We start from the raw sequence: 19,347 nt of genomic DNA, 5'->3' as shown, positions 1-19,347 counted from the left end.
TGAATATGCCTTGCTAAAGCGCAAAACACATCCTGATTAACCCCAGTTTATTAAAACTCTCTATCTTGAATAGAACGAAGCTTCCAAATAGTAGATTCTTCTGTTTGTTCTACGGCATCATAGGTAATAATCTCACCTTTTTTAATATCTTTCTTCGATACAACATTTCTATCAACCAACCCTAGCGGAAGAGCTTTTTGTTCTTTAGCTTCTTCAGCTTTTAAAATATGTCCATAAACGGTATAGCCGCCGATATAATCCAGATGCTCCCCTTCCTTCAAATCTTTTTTAGCTACTGTAACCGTTTCTGCCTGTAATCCATAATAAGGAGCAATCGTTGCCTCATGATCAATATATGCTTTAGCAATGGATAATGGCGTTTCTAAACTAGTTAAATGATATGGACGATATAACACATAATTTGGTCCATCTCCCATTTTTAAATATTGCATTTCTGCATTAACTTCTTCTTTATCAGAAGCAATGATGGCAAATACGCCTGGTGCGATTCCGTTGATAAACTCTACAATTCTTTTTCCATTTACCTCTCCGCCTTTGTCCTTTTCAAGAAAGACTTTTGGCAATTCTTGAACAGAGGCTTCAAAACCGTGCATTCCGGGCTTATCTGGTGAAAATCCAGTTGCATTTGCAACAGCATTCATCTCAACCATTGTTTTTGTTCCATCTTGGAAGGATGCAAGCATTTTAGGGGATGACCCTTTTTCTTTAGCCTCTGCTTCCGCCGTTGTCGGATTCGCTTCTAAATTTAACGGATTATTTTTCCCTTTTCCGAGTGCTACAATTTCAAATCCCATCGCATCCGCAAAATCATATAATTCCATAATTGCTCCAGGCTCATCCCCTGCAGATCCTGTATATACGACGCCGGCAGAATCCGCCATTTTTTTGAGCAGCGGTCCGACCGTAACATCCGCTTCAACATTTAACATAATAATATGTTTATTATTTAAAATAGAATCCCAGGCAATTTCTGCTCCTACATTTGGAATACCCGTAGCATCTACTACAACGTCTACTTCAGGGAGAGAGGTTACAAGTTTCATATCTTTTGTAGCAACTACTTTATCTTCCTGAACCGCTTTAGACGCTGCCTCTTTATCATTTGTTTCTTGAATACTGGCAGCATCGATTCCAGCATGTTTATAAGCATTTGTCACATTCTCTACTGCTAAATCGGAAGTAATTACTACCCGCATCCCTTTCATACCCTCAATTTGTGAAATCATCCCTCTTCCCATTTGTCCGGCGCCTACAAGACCAACTTTGATATAAGATCCTTCGTTTTGTAATTTTTCAAGTTTTCTATTTAAATTTAACATGGACACGCACTCCTTCTATGACTAATTTATAATCTGTGAAATGAAATTGTAGAACCTGTCTCTATATGAGGAATTTCTTTTTTTTCCAGATAAACCGTACCCGGCATATCATATTCCGTTTCACCTTCAAAATTAAATGTGGCATGGCCTAGCTGTGACAACGTTTCATTTGCTTTATCTCCAACATGAAGGATACGGAAAAGTTCACCGTTGATTATCATGTTATCGCCAGACTTAATGTCTTGATGAAATGCGCCATCGTGAATAACAGCAATCGTTTTCAAATCTTCTGGCACGGTATTATTAAATAAAATCAATATACCTTCCTCTTTCATCAGCTCTACATCTTCCCCAACTTCAGTTACATTTAAATCTAATTGTAATTGACTCATCTAAATCACCCTTCAACGCACAAAATTTTCTGTAAGAATTTCTAATAATCTTTATTTTATAAATCTACTATACATGACATCTCACCTTTTTACAAATGTTATACATATTTACATTTGTAAAAAATCTCGAGTTAATTAACTGTAAAGTCCAAAACTAGCAAGATAAGCAATAACTACTGCTATTGGTCCAGTAATTAATCTAGAGAATAATACTGCCGGAACTCCAACCTCAACCGTTTCTGCTTCTGCTTCCCCAAGCGTTAATCCAACTGGCACAAAATCTGTACCAACTTGCGGATTAATAGCAAACAATGCCGGTAATGCCATTTGTGGAGGTATATTACCATTTGCGATTTCCACACCAATGAGTACTCCGACAACCTGAGCAATTACTGCGCCCGGTGCGAGTAATGGAGATATTACTGGAATGGCAGCGATAAATGACAGGATTAGCATTCCAATAAGACTTGTTGCTAACGGAGCAACTAAATTAGCAATCATATCACCGATTCCTGTAAATGTGATGATACCCATTAATGCGCTTACAAAAGCCATAAACGGCAAGATATTTTTAATAACCGTTTCAATTGTATCTCGTCCTGATTGGAAGAAGACACTTACGACATTCCCCACTTTATTTCCCAGGATCTCAATAAATCTCATTATCGGATTCTTTTTCTTTCCATTACCGTTCTTAGATTCAGCTACTTTTGATTTTGCTTCTTCTTTTACCTGTTGGGCAACCTTTTTATCCATTAAATCTGGTGCATCATCATTCTCAACTTTTGCCGTTGTAACTGCTTCTCCAGATGCATCCACACTTTCAAATTGACTTTGACTCTCTACTCCTGATACGAAATTACCTTCATTAATAAACTTCATTAATGGCCCGGATGGCGAATTACTAAATGTGTTAATTGTCTTTACTCCCATTCGCGGATATACCCCGCTTCTCGCCGTTCCACCGCAATTAATAACTGCCGCTGCTATTTCTTCTTTCGGTACAGACTTTTCAAAACCATCTATCGCAATAGCTCCCGTTTGTTCTGCTAAAGCTTGTGCAACTTCATGGATTCCCCCGCCAGTTACAGAAATAATATATTTTTGTTCTTCACTAGGCTGAATTACTAATGGACCACCCCATCCAGAAGGTCCTTTATGAACTTTTACCGCTTTAAATTCACTCACTCTCTATCCCTCCCATAATTGTTCAACTATTACGCTGCGCTGTCTTGCTTATTTTTTAACATACGGGCTGTAATCATCTCTGTTACAACTCCTCTAATCAACATAACGACAATTCCGACCAACAGAAATCTTAAAGCTAACGGCCCTAATGATAAACCCAGTTCTGTAATTCCAGCTGCTACTCCCATATATACAAATAATTCTGCCGGGTTTGCATGTGGGAAAAGCCCGGTTATTGGATGGACAAATGAAACAGCTGAATCATAGAAAGCTGGTTTCTGTCTCTCCGGTAAAAAACGTCCAAATGTATAGCACATTGGATTAGTAAGGAAAAAAACGGCTAAAAACGGAAAAACAGTATATCGTAAAACAAAATATTTTGTACACTTTTGTGCAAAACTATTTACTCTGTCTTCCCCAATAAATTTGATTAAAGCATTTACTGCTGTAATTAATACAACGAGCATTGGAATAATACCCGTTACTAGCCCCATGAAAGTTTCTCCGCCTTCTTCAAACATTCCAATAAATCCTTCTGCAATACTGATTAAGAAATCCATGCTGCTTTCTCCCCTTTCTTCTCAAACTCTTTTTCAATCATTTTGACTGCTCCTTGAACGGCATTTTTCTCTTTAGCATCGAGAATCTCCATATTTTCAACTTCAAATAAATCCTTGCCGATTAATTCTTTTCTATCTTTAAAGCGAGCAAAAACGGTAATCCCTTTCATTATTTTTGCTTCAACTACCTGCAAATTTTCATCAGATACTAATAAAACCAACGCCCCTGTTCCAAACCTTTTTTTAAAATAACCTGTTCCTAAAAAACCTGACTTTCGATTGGTAAAGCTCTTTATGTTTGAACGATAATGCTTTACTTGCAGTTGTGTCATTAGAAACTGTACTCCCCACACAAAGGCAAAAATTAAAATGAAAGTTCCCCACATAACTTATCCCCCTCTTATATTTACAAATGTAATATTAATTTACGTTTGTAAATAGAATAATAAAACGCTTTCAAAACTTTGTCAACATTTATTTGTATTTTTTCAAAAGTTTCTCTGCGGTATCACTATCAATAACTAATGTAGTGATAAAGTTATTTTCAAGTGCAACATGCAACGGGAATAATTTGTAATCTCCTCTTACAATTGTAATTACTTCTGAAATATTTTTAATATCTTCCAACTTAACTCCTACTGTGCGATTATTTAATGGGTGGTCAACGAGTTCACCATCTTTATTAAAGAAATTTGAATTGATATCACCAATGGCCCCAGCATTCAAAAGACTTTGCTGATCTTCTTCCAATAAATAACCCATTTCTGTCATCGTGTTTTGTATTCCTGGATTCCCAATACCTACGATCGCTATATCAACTTGTTTTCCTTTAGTAAGAACTTCTTTCACATCTTTAGAACGTACAATATGATTCCTTAACTCTTCACTTTCGACAACTGCTGGAGCATACAGATAGGAAGAAGTTGAATTTAACTTCTGAGCAAGCTCAAAAAGCAGTGAATTGGTATGGTAACCAATATAGTTCTGTCCAATACCGCCAATCAGCGGAATAAGATGAACGGGTTTATTTGCTTGATATTGAAAAGCTTCGACAACTGCATATACAGAAGTTCCCCATGAAATACCAATTGTATTTATTTGATCCAGTTTTTTTTCAATATATCTCGCTGTCACTACCCCAAGTTTGCGCATAATTAATTCTGGGCCGCTATGTGCGGATTCAATCACAATTGCTTCTTTCAAATTATATTTTTGCTCCAGTTCTCTCTCTAGTTGAACCGTATGTACAGTACTATCCTTCAAGTATATTTCAACTATTTGTTTTTCTTTTGCCTGCTTCAGAAGTTTAGAGACAATTGGCCTGGATTTGTTAATTTTTTTTGCAATTTCCGTTTGTGTCCAACCTTCTAAATAATACAGTTTGACTACTTTTGTCATTAATCTTCTTTCTTCAATATTCATAATTTCAACCCCCTTACAAATGTAACACGATTATATCATATTTCTTCAGATTTTATGCAAACGCATTCAAATTTGAAGAAATTTCACTGTGCTGAAATTTTGCGGACACTTATTCTTTACAAAGAAGCAAAACACCATTTTGCAGCTCTTTATCCTTGGTGTATTGATGTATAACTACAGCTATTTTCCAATTGTGTGAATCATCTCGCCATTATAAACAAACATGAATAAAGGTTTTTAACCATCTAGATTATTGACTTGTTACTCCCCAAATTATATACTCATTATAAAATTACAAAATTTTTGTTTTTGAACATTTGTAAAATATAGGAGGATTCGACATGTCTCATAATCATTCTTTTTCTACACTTCATCGTGACAGCACCCTTCACCAATTAGAAGAACAACAATTCGATTTATTGATTATTGGCGGAGGAATCACAGGAAGCGGAATTGCCCTAGATGCTATCACAAGAGGACTAAAAGTAGCTTTAATAGAACGTTATGACTTCGCATCAGGAACAAGCAGCCGCTCAGGAAAATTAATCCATGGAGGTTTAAAATATTTACAGAACTTTGATTTTCCTGTTGTAAAAGAAACTGGATCAGAACGCGATATTGTTTATAATAATGCCCTTCATCTCGTTTACCCGATTACTATGAATTTTCCTTTGATAAAAAAAGAGTCTTATAATTTAGTAACTTTAAAAGCCGGACTCACCCTTTATGACAAACTTGCCGGTGTAAAAAAAGAGGAACGCCATAGCCTATACGGAAAAAAGAAAACGCTTCAAAACGAACCCCTTTTTAACAAAAAGATCGTTCAAGGAAGCGGATGTTATATTGAATATAGAACAGACGACAGCCGTTTAACACTGGAAGTAGCAAAAACAGCACAAGAAAAAGGCGCTGTAATTTTAAATTATGCCGAAATGACCGAATTCCTAAAAGATGAAAATAACATGGTTAAAGGAATCGTAGGAAGAGACCACTGTGCTAACCAGACATTCACTGTTTATGCTAAACACATTGTAAATGCTGCTGGCCCCTGGGTTGATGAAGTTCGTAAGAAGGATGAGAAAATAACCGGGAAGCATATGGTTCTTGCGAAAGGAATTCATATTGTATTTCCTTATGATAAATTACCAGTGAAATCCTCTGTTTATTTTCAACATAACGGAAGAATGATAGCCGTTATTCCAGTAGGAAACCGTACGTATGTCGGTTCAACAGAATCACTGTACAATAAAGATATGGATGATATACATGTGCATCTTAGCGAAGTTCAATATTTATTAGGCTGCTTAAAGGATATGTTTCCAAATGTAAAATTACAGGTTCAGGATATATCATCCAGTTGGGCAGGAATTCGGCCGCTTATTGGCGAGAGCGGAAAAAAACCTTCCGAATTATCTCGTCATGATGAAATTTTCGAATCAAATTCTGGTGTTGTTACCATTGCTGGCGGAAAATTGACTGGTTATCGTAAAATGGCAGATCGCATTCTAACTTATATCGATAAAAAACACAAATTAAATCTTCCTACAACTAAAACAGCAAATTTAAAACTATCCGGATCACAATTTAACAATATTAAAGAACTTTATGAGTATGCGGATCGGATTCATGGACGATATAGTCATTTAGAAATTTCACAGCAGAACATCACTAACTATGTATTGCGTTATGGATCAAACACTGAAAAATTACTGCAGACAATAGATAGCTATAACGGGCAGCAACTAAAACACGTACACAGGAACATTTTAGGAGAACTTCGTTATACAATCGAGCATGAAATGGTTTCAACATTAACTGATTTCTATGATCGTCGTACAAGCTATTTATTATTTGATTTAGAGCTTGTTAAAGAAACATTAGAAATAGTTACTAAAGAGATTGCTGATATTCTTCAGTGGAACGACGCCGTTAAAGAACAAGAAATCCGTCAAATGCAATACCAAATCAAAAAAGCACTCCATTTCAAAGAAGATTAGGGGGAACCAAATATGATGCAGGCAGTCGCATTAACTGGTAAAGAAAAGCTCGAATATCAGGAAAAGGAGATTCCTGATATCGATGACCATGAAATATTATTAAAGGTTCATGCCACTGGAGTTTGCGGGTCCGATTTACGAATCTTCCAAAACGGGGACAGCCGGGTAAGTTTTCCTAGAATTATCGGACATGAAATAGCAGGAGAAATCATCCAAAAAGGAAAATATGTTTCATCATTTCAATTAGGAGACCGCGTCACACTTTGGGCACATCTCCCTTGTGGCGAATGCTACTATTGCCAAAAAAATGACAGCCACTTTTGTGTAAAAGGAGAATCTATTGGCTACCAAATCGATGGCGGCTTTGCTCAATATATGGTGCTGCCGCGAAACTTTATTGAATATGGATCTATCCAGCGCATTGCAGATACTACATCATATGAATTAGCGAGCCTTTCTGAACCATTCGCCTGTGTGCTTAGCGGGCTGACTGAAGTAAAGATCAATGCCGGTGATGCAGTCGTTGTCTATGGAGCAGGCGCAATTGGGTGTATGTATATTGCTGCAGCTAAAAAAATGGGCGCCGGGAAAGTTATTGCTGTACAGCGTTCCAAAGCAAGGCAAGAGCTTGCTAAGCAAATCGGCGCTGATATAGTTATCGACCCAACTAAGGATAATACATTGCAAACCATTCTTGATGCATCAGGTGGATTAGGTGCTGATGTTGCCATTGTAACTGCTCCCTCTGCTTATGTTCAAAATGAGGCTTTGGAAATTGTACGAAAAAAAGGAAGAGTATTATATTTCTCAGGAAATAAGAAGGTTACTGAAACTTCAATTAATACAAATCATTTTATCTATAAACAATTAACTGTTGTTGGTACACACGGAGCTCCGCGTGATTTACATGTAGAAGCAGTGAAATGGATTGATGAAGAACTAATTGATTTCACTCCATTTGTCACAGATGTATTCTCTTTGCAGAATACAAAAAAAGCGTTTCAAACCGCTCTTGATAAAAACGGTTTGAAATGCGTAGTAACCCCTTGGAAATAATAAAAATTTTAAACGAGGCTGGGACAAAACCCAGTAAAAACAGAAAAAGTGACTTTCTACTAAGGCAAGTAGGAAGTCACTTTTTTAATTGGATAAAAAAAATGAAATAAATGTACAAAAAAAGGATACCTTCTGATAAAGTTAAAGTACCACTACAAAAACAGAATCGAGGTATCCTTATGTATAAATATTATAACGTAAATCAAATCGTTTTGCCATTAGATTTCGAGATGAAATTACAAGAAAATGATATAGCTTATACAGTCCATGAATTTATTGAACAGATTCCAGAAGAAGCTTTCACCGGTTTTATCCGTCAGACAGGCTGTCCAGCCTATCATCCGCGTATGATGATGAAAATTATTTTATGTGCTTATACCCAGTCAGTGTTCTCTGGCCGAAAAATCGAAGGATTATTAAAAGACAGTGTGCGGATGATGTGGCTTGCGCAAGGATATGAGCCCAGCTATCGTACCATCAACCGTTTTCGTGTGAATCCGGAAGTAAAAGAACTATTGCGTCAGTGCTTCGTTCAGTTTCGTTGTCAGCTGGTGGAAAAAGAGTTGATTGATGCAGAGGCTATCTTTATCGATGGAACCAAAATCGAAGCCAATGCCAATAAATTCACGTTTGTCTGGCGAAAATCGATTGAACGCTATCAAGCAAACCTTATCAAGAAATCGAATGCACTCTATGAAGAACTGGTAGAAAAAGAAATTATTCCAGAAATCGAACGGGAAAGCCCTGAGGCTCTAACGACAAAGGAACTTCAACAGATGGCAACGGATTTGGATAAGTCTGTCCAAACCTATACGGAACAAATCGAATCAAGGGAAGAAGCACAAGACCGAAAAGTTTTGCGTTCGGAACGAAAGCAACCAAAACAAGCCTTAAAAAAGGTACACGATTTCATTCGCCGTAAAGAAAAATATGAAGAAGCATTGGAGATTTTAGAAGAACGTAACAGCTATTCTAAGACGGATCATGACGCCACCTTTATGCGGTTGAAAGATGATCATATGAAGAATGGGCAGTTGAAAGCTGCTTATAATGTGCAATTGGCAACGGAAGGACGTTACGCATTAGCCTATGATATTTTTCCGAACCCTACGGACACACGAACATGGATTCCTTTTTTAGATCGGATAGAAAAGGATTATTTTGCGTTGCCTGATTTCCTCGTAGCAGATGCAGCTTATGGAAGTGAACAGAATATAGAAAATGTCACCCTGGAACGATTACGAACTGCCCTTATCACTTACAATATGTATCGTAAGGAGAAGAAGAAAAAATATAAAAACAATCCTTTTAACACCGCCAACTGGGATTATGATGCCAAACAAGATGCCTTTACTTGTCCAAACGGACAAGCTGTTACCTATCGTTATGATGCCAAGCGGACAGATAAGTATGGTTACCAGCGACAATTTAAGGTCTATGAATGTGAAGATTGTACAGGCTGTCCTTTACGAGAGCAATGTACCAAAGCAAAGGAAGGCAACAACCGAAAAATATTTTATAATGGAAAATGGGAAGCACAAAAGAAGACGATACGAGAACAGCTTTCAGATGAAGAAATGGGCAAGCTTTACGGAAAACGTAAAATAGATGTAGAGCCTTTCTTTGGATTCTTGAAGGCTAATTTGGGTTTCACTCGTTTCTCTGTACGAGGAAAACCCAAAGTGGAAAATGAATTGGGATTCGCCTTAATGGCAGTGAATCTGAGAAGATACGCTGCCTCTAGCCGCTTTTTATGTACCTACCTATCAATGATTTCAAAAAAAGATGGATTTCACATTAAAATCCGATGTGAAATCCATCTGTTCATTATTTTTGGCTAGTTATGTCCCAGCCTCGTTTCTTATATATAGCTTTCAACCAATTCCTGTGCCGTTCGATCATCAATAATTAATACGTCAAAATATTTACCTTGTAATGCCGCTTCTAGACTTTCTAATTTATATGAGCCTTCCACTATTCCAATAACTTCGGGTATCTGTTTAATTTCATTTAAGTCTAAACCGATAACACGATCGTTTAAGGGATGATTTAATTCTTTTCCAATCGCATCGTAAAATCTCGAACTGATATCTCCTACCGCTCCCGCTTTACGTAAAGATGCGAGGTCTTTCTGGTTTAGATACCCTATTTTTTCCATTGTTGAGCTTTTAAACGGATTCCCAAGACCAACAACCGCCATATCAACATTTCTTGCTTGCTCTAAAACATGAGAAATATCTTTTGACTCAACTAACCTTTCTTTTAAATCAATAGATTCTACCATCGCTGGAGCATATAAATAAGAGCAGCTTGAATTCATTTTTTGTGATAGATGGAAAACTAATTGATTGGAATGTAAATGAACATACTCGCTTCCCATTCCGCCAATAATTGGAACAATATGTGTGTCCTTTTTATATTTATAAGGGTACTCTTCTACGAAAGATAATAGCGTTGTTCCCCAAGAAAGCCCTAAGCTTTTTACATCCGTTAAGTGATTCGCTATATAAGAAGCAGCTGATTTTCCCAGCTGGCGTTTTATCATCTCAGGAGCAAAGCCCGCTGTGGATACCACAATAACTTCTTTCAAATCAAATTTTTTCATAATAGCGTTTTCCAACTCCACGCTATGTAACGTTTCATCTTTAATATAAATTTCTACAATACCCTCTTTTTTGGCATTATTTAACAATTTCGAGATAATAGGACGTGAAACATTTTGCTTTTTTGCAATTTTTGCTTGTGTCCATCCTTCATAGTAATATAATTGCGCAATTTTAACCATTAAACGCCGTTCTTCCCAACTTAGCATAACATCCGCTCTCTTCACAGTTTATAAATACTAATTATTAAACTTCCTTTATTCTTTATATTAATCATAGAATCTATACAGTGTAAAGTCAAATATGCCTAATGCTTTCCTAATTTAAGGTTTAGATATTTGAAAAGCGCTATAAACCCAAAATTAGGTTTATAGCGCTCCTTTGGAAATTTCAAGAAAAATCCTTCTGGTCTTTCAACAACACGGAAATACCTTCTGCTCCATCTTCTACTTTCCAATTAAGGGAAAGAATCTGCTTTAACTCATTCAGAGCAGGTTCATCCAAATTCAAATCAATTACCCCTGCTTGCTGTTTTTGATAATCCTTTCCATCCTCTTTCCCAAATTTCAAACTCAATAATCTCTCCAAGCCGCCAACCGTTACAAATTTAACAGCATAACCATCATGAATTACTTTTTCAAAAGCTGCTAAATCCTTTTCCGCTAATGCAATCAGCTGTTCAAAATCAAATTTTTCATTTATTTGCTTCCACCCTGATACATCTTTAGCTTTTACACCTGCTATTATTTCTTCATTTGTTATTCCGTTTACGCGCATTGTTTCAATCATATACGCTTCCATTAAAGATATCTTTGGCCGAGTCATGCTTAAATTCCTTTCTGCTGAAACTTTCCTGCATTTTTTTATTCTACAATAAATAATGATTAATGATTGCTGCAAATGCTTTTTCCGTATTCACCAATGCCCGTTCATCAATATCAAATCGAGGATGATGATGCGGGTAATGTGTGGCTACATCTTCGTTTCTAGAACCAACCCGGAAATAGGTCCCCGGCTTTGCTTCTAAAAAGTAGGAGAAGTCCTCTGCCCCCATAGCCGGAGAAAATTCTACTACATTCTCATGCTCAAAAGCTTTCTTGAATAAATCTCTGGCAAGGTCTGTTTCTTCTAGATGGTTGAATAATGCAGGATATCCTCTTAAGTAGTCCAGTTCATAAGCCGCATGAAATGCACTGGTGATTCCATCTAATATCGAACGAATTTCCGTTTCTACTTTATCACGTACTTCTGGATCGAAGCTGCGCACCGTTCCCTCAATACGTGCTGTATCAGGAATGACATTAAATGCGTTCCCTGCCTGAAAAACACCAATTGTCACCACAGCTGATTTTAACGGATCAATTTGCCGGCTGACTATTTTTTGCAAAGCCTCGACAATGCTCGTTCCTATTACCAGTGAATCCGTAGTATCATGCGGCCGGGCGCCATGACCGCCATGTCCTTTAATATCAATGGCAAACTTATCTACTGCCGCCATTTGATATCCCGCTCCTACACCAACTTTCCCGATTGGTATGTCTGATGCAAGATGAGCTCCAAATACATAATCTACATCATCTAAAATTCCTTCTTCTATCATGAACTTCGCTCCGCCAGGCGGTGTTTCTTCTGCTGGCTGGAATACAAAAACAATGCTTCCTTTCAGATTTTCCTTATATCGGCTTACTACTTTTGCCACGCCTAATAAAGCTGCTGTATGCCCATCATGACCACAAGCATGCATCACACCGGGATTAGTAGATTTATAAGCGGTTTCTTTTTCATCCTCAATTGGCAGCGCATCAAAATCTGCTCTTAAAGCAATCTTTTTGCCAGGCTGTGTTCCTTCCAAGACACTTATTAAACCATGCCCTCCGATATTTTTTTGAACATCTAAACCAAAGCTTTTTAATTTTTCTTCTATGTATTTTGCTGTTTTCTCCTCTTTAAAGGATAATTCTGGATGCTGGTGCATATACCTTCTCCAGTCTTTTACTTCTTCAAAGTTTGCATCAAATTCTTTAAATATGGAATGTATTATTTTATTATCTACTGTGCTCACTGTTTAATCTCCGCCCATCTCAATAGTATATATGACTTACCTAACACATGTTCAGAAATAAATTCTGAATTTTATATAAGTCTACCTATTTTATCCCGAGTTGTCAACTAGGATTTATGAGATTATATGAGCAGCAGCTTCCTCCTGCAAAAGAGGCTGCTCCTCTCTCTATCGTGAATCTGCCTCATTTAGACACCATGGTAAATAAAATTATTTCTTATACCAATCCGCCTTCTCCATATGAACAAAAGGAATATCTGTATCTACCATTCCTGTAACTTCAGAAACAGGGAAATCATTCCCCTTCAGCCATGATGCAAAATCAAATTTCACCGGCTGCTGATCACCGCCAAGGGCAATCCATGCTTCTAATTTCGATGGAAAATACGCAGTAGTATGTATTGTCCCTGCCCACTGCCCGTATAATTTAGAAAACACACCATTCTCTGTTCCATTTAAAAGCTGAAAAGCTTCCTTCCCATGAAGAAGATTGGCTGAGCTGCTTTCCATAATTTCCAGTCGTCTTTTCGAATCCTTCAAATAATGACGGTTTTCCTTCTTCAGTATTTGAAAATGATTCGTGCATGATGCTCCAGTCCTTACCTCTACATTTCTTGGAGAAGCCTCAACAATCGTTGATTCCGAATGATCTTTATCAAACAACACATAACTAAATGATCCCCGATGCGGAATTTGTTTTAGCAACGAAACAGCTTCTTCGATATTAGCGCATGTTTCTAAAATCATTCTTCCAATCATATGACAGACAAATCCATCTTTCGGGCGTTTACGATGCATAAAGGTATATCCCATTGCTAAACCCTTTTCGTTCATTCCGTCACAACGTCCCGTTACTTTCTGCGTAACTCCTATAACTGCGTATCCTGTATCCGTCGGTTGGAATACGGAATAAAAGCCATCGTATGTTTTCGGATGATAATCATAATTTCTGATCATATAATCTGCTCCTGTTATAATGGAACATCCGGAACGGTTCAAATTTACCCGATACCCTCCAAATTCAAGCAGTACTCTCTCCATCGGCCATTCAAGCGCGTCACCAAAACCTAATAATTCCTCCCATATTGCCGGTGCTATTTCTTGAAAAATCCTTTTTGTTTCTTTGATATCAATAGAAAATAAAGACGTTCTTACCTTCCATTGATTTTCACGATTCTTTACTAAGATATGATTTTTTAATAAAGTACCTTGATGATAGCCAAATTCATAATGTGTTCCCCGAAATTGAACAACACTTGATGATATTTTTTTCAAGTTAATTCCTCCTCCCGCAGCAGCTGCTCATAAACTGAAGCTATATTCAGTTAATTTTTTATCTTTTAAACAAAGATAAGCTGTGCTTACTCACTTCATTTAGACTGTGTCAGCACCATAAATCAAAAGACCTTTAGACCAAAACTGGACTTAAGCAGCATTATTTACATTAAAATAAATCCCCATTAGTCAATCGATAACTATTTATACGCTAAGTCTACAAAGAATAAGACAGAAAGGAAATGATTCTGCTTAGTGTATCATCATCCAGATTAATTCTCTCCGATTAGGCAATGTTTCTGGCAGCTGAAAAGTCATCAATCCACTTAAAATCAATGACTTTATCTGTGTACTCTCTTGCGATTTCTTTCGTTTTGTCTGTAGAACCAGTATCGACAATGATGATTTCCTCGCAGAGGTCCTTTACACTATCCAGACATTGCCGCATCACCTCTTCTTCATTTTTTACAATCATACAAAGGCTTACTTTTATCATATATATCTACACCACCAATACACAAGATGTAATAATATATGTTTTAAAGGTGTTATCGGAAACGGAGAATGAAAAAATGGTTGTATAAACCTTTTTCAATTACATATTCATTTGAAAAGGATGCCATGAAGGCCACATTGATTACTTACATGGGATAAAATTAGATTAGCTTCATATATATGTAATGAAACTTTATTCAGCGGAAGTTTTGCGTTTCCCCACTGAAGGATTAGTTGAGTGATTCAAGGAGGTAGCGTCCGTTATCTCCCGCCTAAATAAATTTATTCTTACGCTTTATTTGGAGGTGGGAGTTTTACAGACGATTCTCCGTGATAAATAGAAATATCGTAAAAGAACGGAGGCTTCCGATTGAAGGATATCACTGCGATTCTCATTCTTTATTCTGATGTAGCAGCAATTCATAAAGCATTAGTATCTTTAAAAAGGATTGAATCCAGATTACATTCTGTGATGGTTCTCCATGAACAGAACGTGTCTTTAGCAGGAATACTAGATTTCACTCCTATCAAGCAAATCCAATCGATTATATGCAAAGAGAATGATTCCGGGAAAACATTGAATGATGTGATTCAAAAAATCACCAATCCCTATGTATTATTTCTGCATGATACAGATTACCTTTCTCCAGCTATTCAAGCTGATTCCCTTCACCTTTCCCAATCAGAGTCATTTTTAACAACTGGCTGCCGGTATCAAAACCGTGTGATTCATCGGCCATTTCTAGTGTCTGCTCCTTTTCTTAAAAACCAGCAATTTCTATTAAACACCCAGCTGCCGTTTAAGGAGGCTCTTTTGCCAGCCTGGCTTAATGATAAATCGAGTTTAAAAAGACGCTATGAGGAAGGTCTGGTGCTGCAGTCAAGAAGAAGCAATTCAACCAGCACATTAGAAAAACAAAAATTCATAGAGAAGTACCAGCTGAATAAAATCCAAACAGCAAGTCCAAGTCTATCTGTCATCCTTTCCAATTATAATATGGAAAATCATGCAGAAACTGCAGTTGTTTCCTGCCTGCTTCAAAATGAATTGCCGGAACAGATACTAATTATGGATGATGGCTCAACAGACAATTCCTATCATCGGCTCAAACGATGGCACGACAGACAGCTGGTGAAGCTTTTCGAAAAAAAGAACGAGGGAAAAGCTGTCGCTCTCAACCATTTATTACCTCACGTGACATCCGATTTCATCTTAGAACTTGATGCAGATGATTGGCTGGATCCGGACGCTGTTTCCAGTATAAAAAAACGTCTGGCAACTCTCTCTGAAAATGTATCCGTATTATATGGAAATCTTCGAAAGTGGAAACAGCTGACGGGAGATGTTCTTTTTAAAGGAACAGCAAAGGGAAGGCATATCCATGGAAGAGCTGACCTTCTTTCCTATCGATTCCCTCTCGGACCAAGGATATACCGCACTTCTGCTTTAAAAAGAATTGGAGGATTTCCTGTGATAACATTTAAAGAAGGAAAGCTTTATGAGGATGTGAGCGTATTAAATCAATTGATTCAGAGCGCTCGTTTTCAGTATCATGATTTTACGATATATAATGTACGGGAGCATAAGGAAAGCATAACCAGAACCAGCCGTTCAGACTGGAATGAATTTTTGAGATTGCTGAAATAACAATGCCTTTAAAAATGCAGGTGCTTCTCTGAGCGCCTGCATTTTTGAAATATTCCTTACTAATCTATCCCTTCCTCCTTCAAAATCTCAGCTATTTTTTTCAAATCCACCACGGGGTTTTGGATAACTTCTTGCCTTGTGAAGACGGGTTTGCCTTTCTTGCACTCCACCACGAGGTTTTTGATAACTTCATGCTCTGTGGAGACGGGATTGGCATTCCTGCACTTCAAAAAACGATAATCCAAATCCAGGTATTGTCCAATTTTTATAAATTCGTCTGATGTAGCTGTAAATAATTGAATGATTTTTGTCCGCGGCTGACAAAACATGAGATTTGCAAGTCCGGCACCGTTTGGACTTATGATTACATCGGCCGAGGAAAAGAGAGCAATTTGCTCCTCTACCGTCAACGTACTCAATACAATTTTTTTAAATCCTTTTCTGGTCAAAAGCTCCAAAAGCTTTCCTTCATTGGCAACCTTTCTCCACGAAGCATCCTCCCGGCTAATATAGATTCGCTTTTCGGGATTTGCAGAGCGATAGGAATCCTTCTTCAATAATGCGCTTCGGAGGAATTCAATTGTCCATTTCACACAAGTTCCTGCATTGAATGGCACAGATGGCAAAATCAGCTGTTCTGCTTTCACATGCATTCCCGGTGTAAGCTGTAAGATTTTTTCCTCTGGAATGCCAAGCAGTTTAATCGTCTCCCGTTGAAATGGCAACGTCAGAGGGGGTAGAACATATTTATCTATCTTAAACCCGCTGAGCTGCAGTAAATGATAGCGTCCCAATGTATCATGCAGCCAATGCCAGTAATTGGCATGCCCGGCCCAAGCCAAAACACCCAGCGTCCCCTCATAAGCGGAAGCGGAAGGAATGGAGTTAACTGCAATCTTCTCAAAATAATTCCAATATAAATGGAAAACCATATCGTGAAAGTATGTGTTGTCAGGGGCCAGTGTATAAACCATGCCTTCCCCTTTATCGCACATCCATACACTTCCATTTTCTATCTTTGAAACATAAGCTTTGTCAAACTTATGACGCTCTCCAAACTTTGGTGGCTTTACCCAGTCGACCCATTCCGGTGAATCTCCTTTTGGAAGCGTATATGTTACCGTTTCGTCTGTATAGAATTCCTTATAAAAATCATGTATATCTGCTATTGGCGTTATTTTTTCAAGCCAATCCTTTGTATGAATAGATAAATCTACCATATATACATCCCCTCTTTTTCAATTAACAACCTTGCCTATGCCCTATTTTTTCACATTTCGCAGCGTACTCCATAATATGTAGAAAAGTATTTAAAAGTGTTGAACAATCGTCCAGCTATCACCAATTGGACCATTGCGTGGGTAATAGAAACAGGAGGAATATAAACATGATTAACGTAACCGTAACCGGTGCAGGCGGATTTATTGGCAAGAATCTGGTTGATAGATTACAGAGGATGAAAGGTGTTTCTCTCAAGCAATATCATCATGGGGACGACCTGTCACTGCTGCATGAGTATTTAAACGAATCAGATATTATCTATCATTTGGCAGGAGTAAACAGACCCCAAAATAGCAATGCGTTTGCTAGTGTTAATAGAGGACTTACAGAATCCATTGTCAACTATTTGAAAAAACATCATAAAACACCGAAAATCATTTTTACCTCATCCATTCAAGCAGAGGGGAATACACCTTATGGTTTGAGTAAAAAAGCTGCAGAAGAAGTGCTTCAAAATTATCGTATAGAGACTGGTGCAGATGTGTGCATTTACCGTTTGCCAGGCGTCTTCGGCAAGTGGTGCAGGCCGCATTATAACTCGGTGGTCGCTACCTTCTGCCATGAAATTTCCCATGATAAAGAGATTGAAATCCATGACGCTGATAAAAAGCTTGACCTCGTATATATTGATGATGTCATAGACAGTTTTATAGATTGTCTTGATCAGAAAAAACAGGATAAGCTGCTCTATAACCATATTAACCAGACCTTCCAAACGACAGTAGGCGAGCTCGCTCAAAAGCTTTATGAAATAAAGAACGTACGAGAATCTCTGATTATCCCTGATCTGTCTGATAAATTCACAAAATACCTTTATACGACCTATCTGTCTTATTTAGAAATGGATAACTTATCCTATGCATTACCTGCTCACCGGGACGAGAGAGGGAGTTTAGTTGAATTAATCAAATCACAGCAGGCCGGGCAGGTTTTTATATCAACATCACGTCAGGGTGTTATAAGAGGAAACCATTATCACCATACAAAAGTAGAAAAATTTTGTGTTATTAAAGGAGAAGCACGCATTAAATTAAGGAAGATTGATTCGGACAACCAGCTCACCTATCAAGTTACAGGTCAAAATATTGAAATAGTAGACATCCCTCCAGGGTACACCCATTCCATTGAAAACATAACGGAAGAAGAAATAATTGTTTTGTTTTGGGCCAATGAAATATTTGATCCGGAGAACCCGGATACAATCTCATTAGATGTTCAGCCGAATAAAACGGATGAACAGAAAGGATGATAACCTCATGTCAACGAATCAAACATATATATGTCAAAAAGACGATATTTGTCTTGTAGCCTATCCAAAATCCGGGAATAACTTCTTGTTATTTCTCGTCGCCACATTGTTATATCAAAAAAAAATGGACTGGGCCACGAAAGGAGCGATGATTCAAAACGCATCAAGTGAACCAATCGAAAACTTGCCCTCTCCACACCTTGTATGGAGCCATGACAGTTATGACCCATCCTATCCTAAAGTGATTTACCTGGTAAGGGATCCAAGGGATGTTGTCATTTCCTATTATCATCATTTCCAGAAATATCATGGAGAAAGTCGTGATTTTGATACTTTTTTTGCAGCTTTTATGAATGGGGATATTGCGCCTGGATCGTGGGACACGCAGACAGACAGCTGGCTCGATAATCAGGAGAAGGTCAAAAACGGCTTTCTGCTTGTGAAATATGAAGATCTTCTTGCAGATACGACGAAAGAAGCTAAAAGGATAATAAACTTTTTACACTTAGACAGAACCGAACAAGAAATCAATGAAGCAGTCCATTGGGCTTCTTTCGATAATATGAAAGCATTGGAACAAAAACAAAAAGAGCATTTAAATGGGTCTTCACAATTTACTAATCCTGCGCTTCCTTTTGTAAGAGAAGGTAAGGCAAATAAATGGAAATCTGTTTTAAGCCAAGAACAGCAGCAGCAAATCAGTAAAGCTTTTGATAAGACTTTATCAAAACTCGGGTATAAATAAAGCGAAACTTCATTCAGTGGAAGTTTTTGACACA

General features: G+C 37.6%; 17 protein-coding genes and 1 pseudogene. 6 read left to right on the top strand and 12 right to left on the bottom strand.

Features of this window, described 5'->3' with window-relative positions:
* Nucleotides 1-50: 50 nt before the first annotated feature.
* From BN997_RS15815 to BN997_RS15790, 6 genes are all read right to left on the bottom strand, one after another.
* A complete protein-coding gene (locus BN997_RS15815) occupies nucleotides 51-1,340 on the bottom strand; it encodes an NAD(P)H-dependent oxidoreductase (RefSeq protein WP_042533641.1) in 1,290 nt (429 codons plus the stop codon).
* Nucleotides 1,341-1,366: 26 nt separating this feature from the next.
* Nucleotides 1,367-1,732, bottom strand: coding sequence for a PTS glucitol/sorbitol transporter subunit IIA (locus BN997_RS15810; RefSeq protein WP_042533640.1), 366 nt, complete (start codon nucleotides 1,730-1,732; stop codon nucleotides 1,367-1,369).
* 135 nt (nucleotides 1,733-1,867) lie between these two features.
* Nucleotides 1,868-2,920 carry a PTS glucitol/sorbitol transporter subunit IIB gene (gene srlE / locus BN997_RS15805; protein WP_042533639.1) on the bottom strand — a complete coding sequence of 351 codons (1,053 nt, stop codon included), beginning with the start codon at nucleotides 2,918-2,920 and terminating at the stop codon, nucleotides 1,868-1,870.
* Between the two features lie 29 nt (nucleotides 2,921-2,949).
* The gene (gene srlA, locus BN997_RS15800; protein ID WP_042533638.1) at nucleotides 2,950-3,480 is read right to left on the bottom strand and encodes a PTS glucitol/sorbitol transporter subunit IIC; all 531 of its coding nucleotides are present in this window, start codon (nucleotides 3,478-3,480) and stop codon (nucleotides 2,950-2,952) included.
* Complete coding sequence (locus BN997_RS15795; RefSeq protein ID WP_052485050.1) at nucleotides 3,468-3,866, bottom strand: transcriptional regulator GutM; 399 nt, start codon at nucleotides 3,864-3,866, stop codon at nucleotides 3,468-3,470. The genes srlA and BN997_RS15795 overlap by 13 nt, the downstream gene beginning before the upstream one ends.
* Nucleotides 3,867-3,954: 88 nt before the next feature.
* Entirely contained in the window at nucleotides 3,955-4,902 is a 948-nt protein-coding gene (locus BN997_RS15790) for a sugar-binding transcriptional regulator (protein WP_052485049.1), read from the bottom strand.
* 341 nt (nucleotides 4,903-5,243) lie between these two features.
* Here BN997_RS15790 and BN997_RS15785 point away from each other — a divergent pair, with 341 nt between their 5' ends.
* From BN997_RS15785 to BN997_RS15775, 3 genes are all read left to right on the top strand, one after another.
* Nucleotides 5,244-6,899, top strand: a complete 1,656-nt coding sequence (locus tag BN997_RS15785; RefSeq protein ID WP_042533636.1) for a glycerol-3-phosphate dehydrogenase/oxidase — start codon at nucleotides 5,244-5,246, stop codon at nucleotides 6,897-6,899.
* A 12-nt stretch (nucleotides 6,900-6,911) separates the two neighbouring features.
* Entirely contained in the window at nucleotides 6,912-7,955 is a 1,044-nt protein-coding gene (locus BN997_RS15780; protein WP_052485048.1) for an alcohol dehydrogenase catalytic domain-containing protein, read from the top strand.
* 179 nt (nucleotides 7,956-8,134) lie between these two features.
* On the top strand, nucleotides 8,135-9,796 hold the full coding sequence (locus tag BN997_RS15775) for an IS1182 family transposase (protein ID WP_084612956.1): 1,662 nt from the start codon (nucleotides 8,135-8,137) through the stop codon (nucleotides 9,794-9,796).
* A gap of 20 nt (nucleotides 9,797-9,816) precedes the next feature.
* Here the strand turns inward: BN997_RS15775 and BN997_RS15770 are convergent, their stop codons facing one another.
* From BN997_RS15770 to BN997_RS15750, 5 genes and pseudogenes are all read right to left on the bottom strand, one after another.
* A complete protein-coding gene (locus BN997_RS15770) occupies nucleotides 9,817-10,767 on the bottom strand; it encodes a sugar-binding transcriptional regulator (protein ID WP_042533635.1) in 951 nt (316 codons plus the stop codon).
* Nucleotides 10,768-10,948: 181 nt separating this feature from the next.
* Nucleotides 10,949-11,383, bottom strand: coding sequence for a hypothetical protein (locus tag BN997_RS15765; protein ID WP_042533634.1), 435 nt, complete (start codon nucleotides 11,381-11,383; stop codon nucleotides 10,949-10,951).
* 43 nt (nucleotides 11,384-11,426) lie between these two features.
* A complete protein-coding gene (locus tag BN997_RS15760; protein ID WP_042536191.1) occupies nucleotides 11,427-12,599 on the bottom strand; it encodes a M20 metallopeptidase family protein in 1,173 nt (390 codons plus the stop codon).
* A gap of 231 nt (nucleotides 12,600-12,830) precedes the next feature.
* Nucleotides 12,831-13,895 carry a C45 family autoproteolytic acyltransferase/hydrolase gene (locus BN997_RS15755; protein ID WP_042533633.1) on the bottom strand — a complete coding sequence of 355 codons (1,065 nt, stop codon included), beginning with the start codon at nucleotides 13,893-13,895 and terminating at the stop codon, nucleotides 12,831-12,833.
* A 295-nt stretch (nucleotides 13,896-14,190) separates the two neighbouring features.
* Nucleotides 14,191-14,391, bottom strand: a pseudogene (locus BN997_RS15750) (glycosyltransferase); the annotation flags it as partial.
* A gap of 369 nt (nucleotides 14,392-14,760) precedes the next feature.
* Between BN997_RS15750 and BN997_RS15745 the strand changes: the two are divergent.
* Nucleotides 14,761-16,038: a glycosyltransferase family 2 protein gene (locus BN997_RS15745; protein ID WP_042533631.1), complete on the top strand. Its 1,278-nt coding sequence runs from the start codon at nucleotides 14,761-14,763 to the stop codon at nucleotides 16,036-16,038.
* A gap of 59 nt (nucleotides 16,039-16,097) precedes the next feature.
* On the opposite strand, the gene BN997_RS22310 is transcribed toward BN997_RS15745, so the two are convergent.
* Nucleotides 16,098-17,258, bottom strand: coding sequence for a glycosyltransferase family 61 protein (locus tag BN997_RS22310; RefSeq protein WP_052485047.1), 1,161 nt, complete (start codon nucleotides 17,256-17,258; stop codon nucleotides 16,098-16,100).
* 167 nt (nucleotides 17,259-17,425) lie between these two features.
* Here BN997_RS22310 and BN997_RS15735 point away from each other — a divergent pair, with 167 nt between their 5' ends.
* Both BN997_RS15735 and BN997_RS22305 read left to right on the top strand, forming a co-directional pair.
* A complete protein-coding gene (locus BN997_RS15735; protein ID WP_042533630.1) occupies nucleotides 17,426-18,568 on the top strand; it encodes a polysaccharide biosynthesis C-terminal domain-containing protein in 1,143 nt (380 codons plus the stop codon).
* A gap of 7 nt (nucleotides 18,569-18,575) precedes the next feature.
* On the top strand, nucleotides 18,576-19,313 hold the full coding sequence (locus BN997_RS22305) for a sulfotransferase domain-containing protein (protein ID WP_052485046.1): 738 nt from the start codon (nucleotides 18,576-18,578) through the stop codon (nucleotides 19,311-19,313).
* The last annotated feature ends 34 nt before the right edge of the window (nucleotides 19,314-19,347 follow it).

Source organism: Oceanobacillus oncorhynchi, from assembly GCF_000821065.1.
GTDB classification, from domain to species: Bacteria; Bacillota; Bacilli; order Bacillales; family Amphibacillaceae; genus Oceanobacillus; species Oceanobacillus oncorhynchi.
Note: the sequence above shows the minus strand (reverse complement) of the source record. Positions and strands in the feature narration are given on the sequence as shown.

Coding starts and splice junctions, on each gene's coding strand:
- BN997_RS15765 (WP_042533634.1), bottom strand. CDS start 11,383: ATGACTCGGCCAAAGATATCTTTAATGGAAGCGTATATGATTGAAACA.
- BN997_RS15770 (WP_042533635.1), bottom strand. CDS start 10,767: ATGCTAAGTTGGGAAGAACGGCGTTTAATGGTTAAAATTGCGCAATTA.
- BN997_RS15795 (WP_052485050.1), bottom strand. CDS start 3,866: ATGTGGGGAACTTTCATTTTAATTTTTGCCTTTGTGTGGGGAGTACAG.
- BN997_RS15815 (WP_042533641.1), bottom strand. CDS start 1,340: ATGTTAAATTTAAATAGAAAACTTGAAAAATTACAAAACGAAGGATCT.
- BN997_RS22305 (WP_052485046.1), top strand. CDS start 18,576: ATGTCAACGAATCAAACATATATATGTCAAAAAGACGATATTTGTCTT.
- BN997_RS15790 (WP_052485049.1), bottom strand. CDS start 4,902: ATGAATATTGAAGAAAGAAGATTAATGACAAAAGTAGTCAAACTGTAT.
- srlA (WP_042533638.1), bottom strand. CDS start 3,480: ATGGATTTCTTAATCAGTATTGCAGAAGGATTTATTGGAATGTTTGAA.
- BN997_RS15810 (WP_042533640.1), bottom strand. CDS start 1,732: ATGAGTCAATTACAATTAGATTTAAATGTAACTGAAGTTGGGGAAGAT.
- BN997_RS15785 (WP_042533636.1), top strand. CDS start 5,244: ATGTCTCATAATCATTCTTTTTCTACACTTCATCGTGACAGCACCCTT.
- BN997_RS22310 (WP_052485047.1), bottom strand. CDS start 17,258: ATGGTAGATTTATCTATTCATACAAAGGATTGGCTTGAAAAAATAACG.
- BN997_RS15780 (WP_052485048.1), top strand. CDS start 6,912: ATGATGCAGGCAGTCGCATTAACTGGTAAAGAAAAGCTCGAATATCAG.
- BN997_RS15735 (WP_042533630.1), top strand. CDS start 17,426: ATGATTAACGTAACCGTAACCGGTGCAGGCGGATTTATTGGCAAGAAT.
- BN997_RS15775 (WP_084612956.1), top strand. CDS start 8,135: ATGTATAAATATTATAACGTAAATCAAATCGTTTTGCCATTAGATTTC.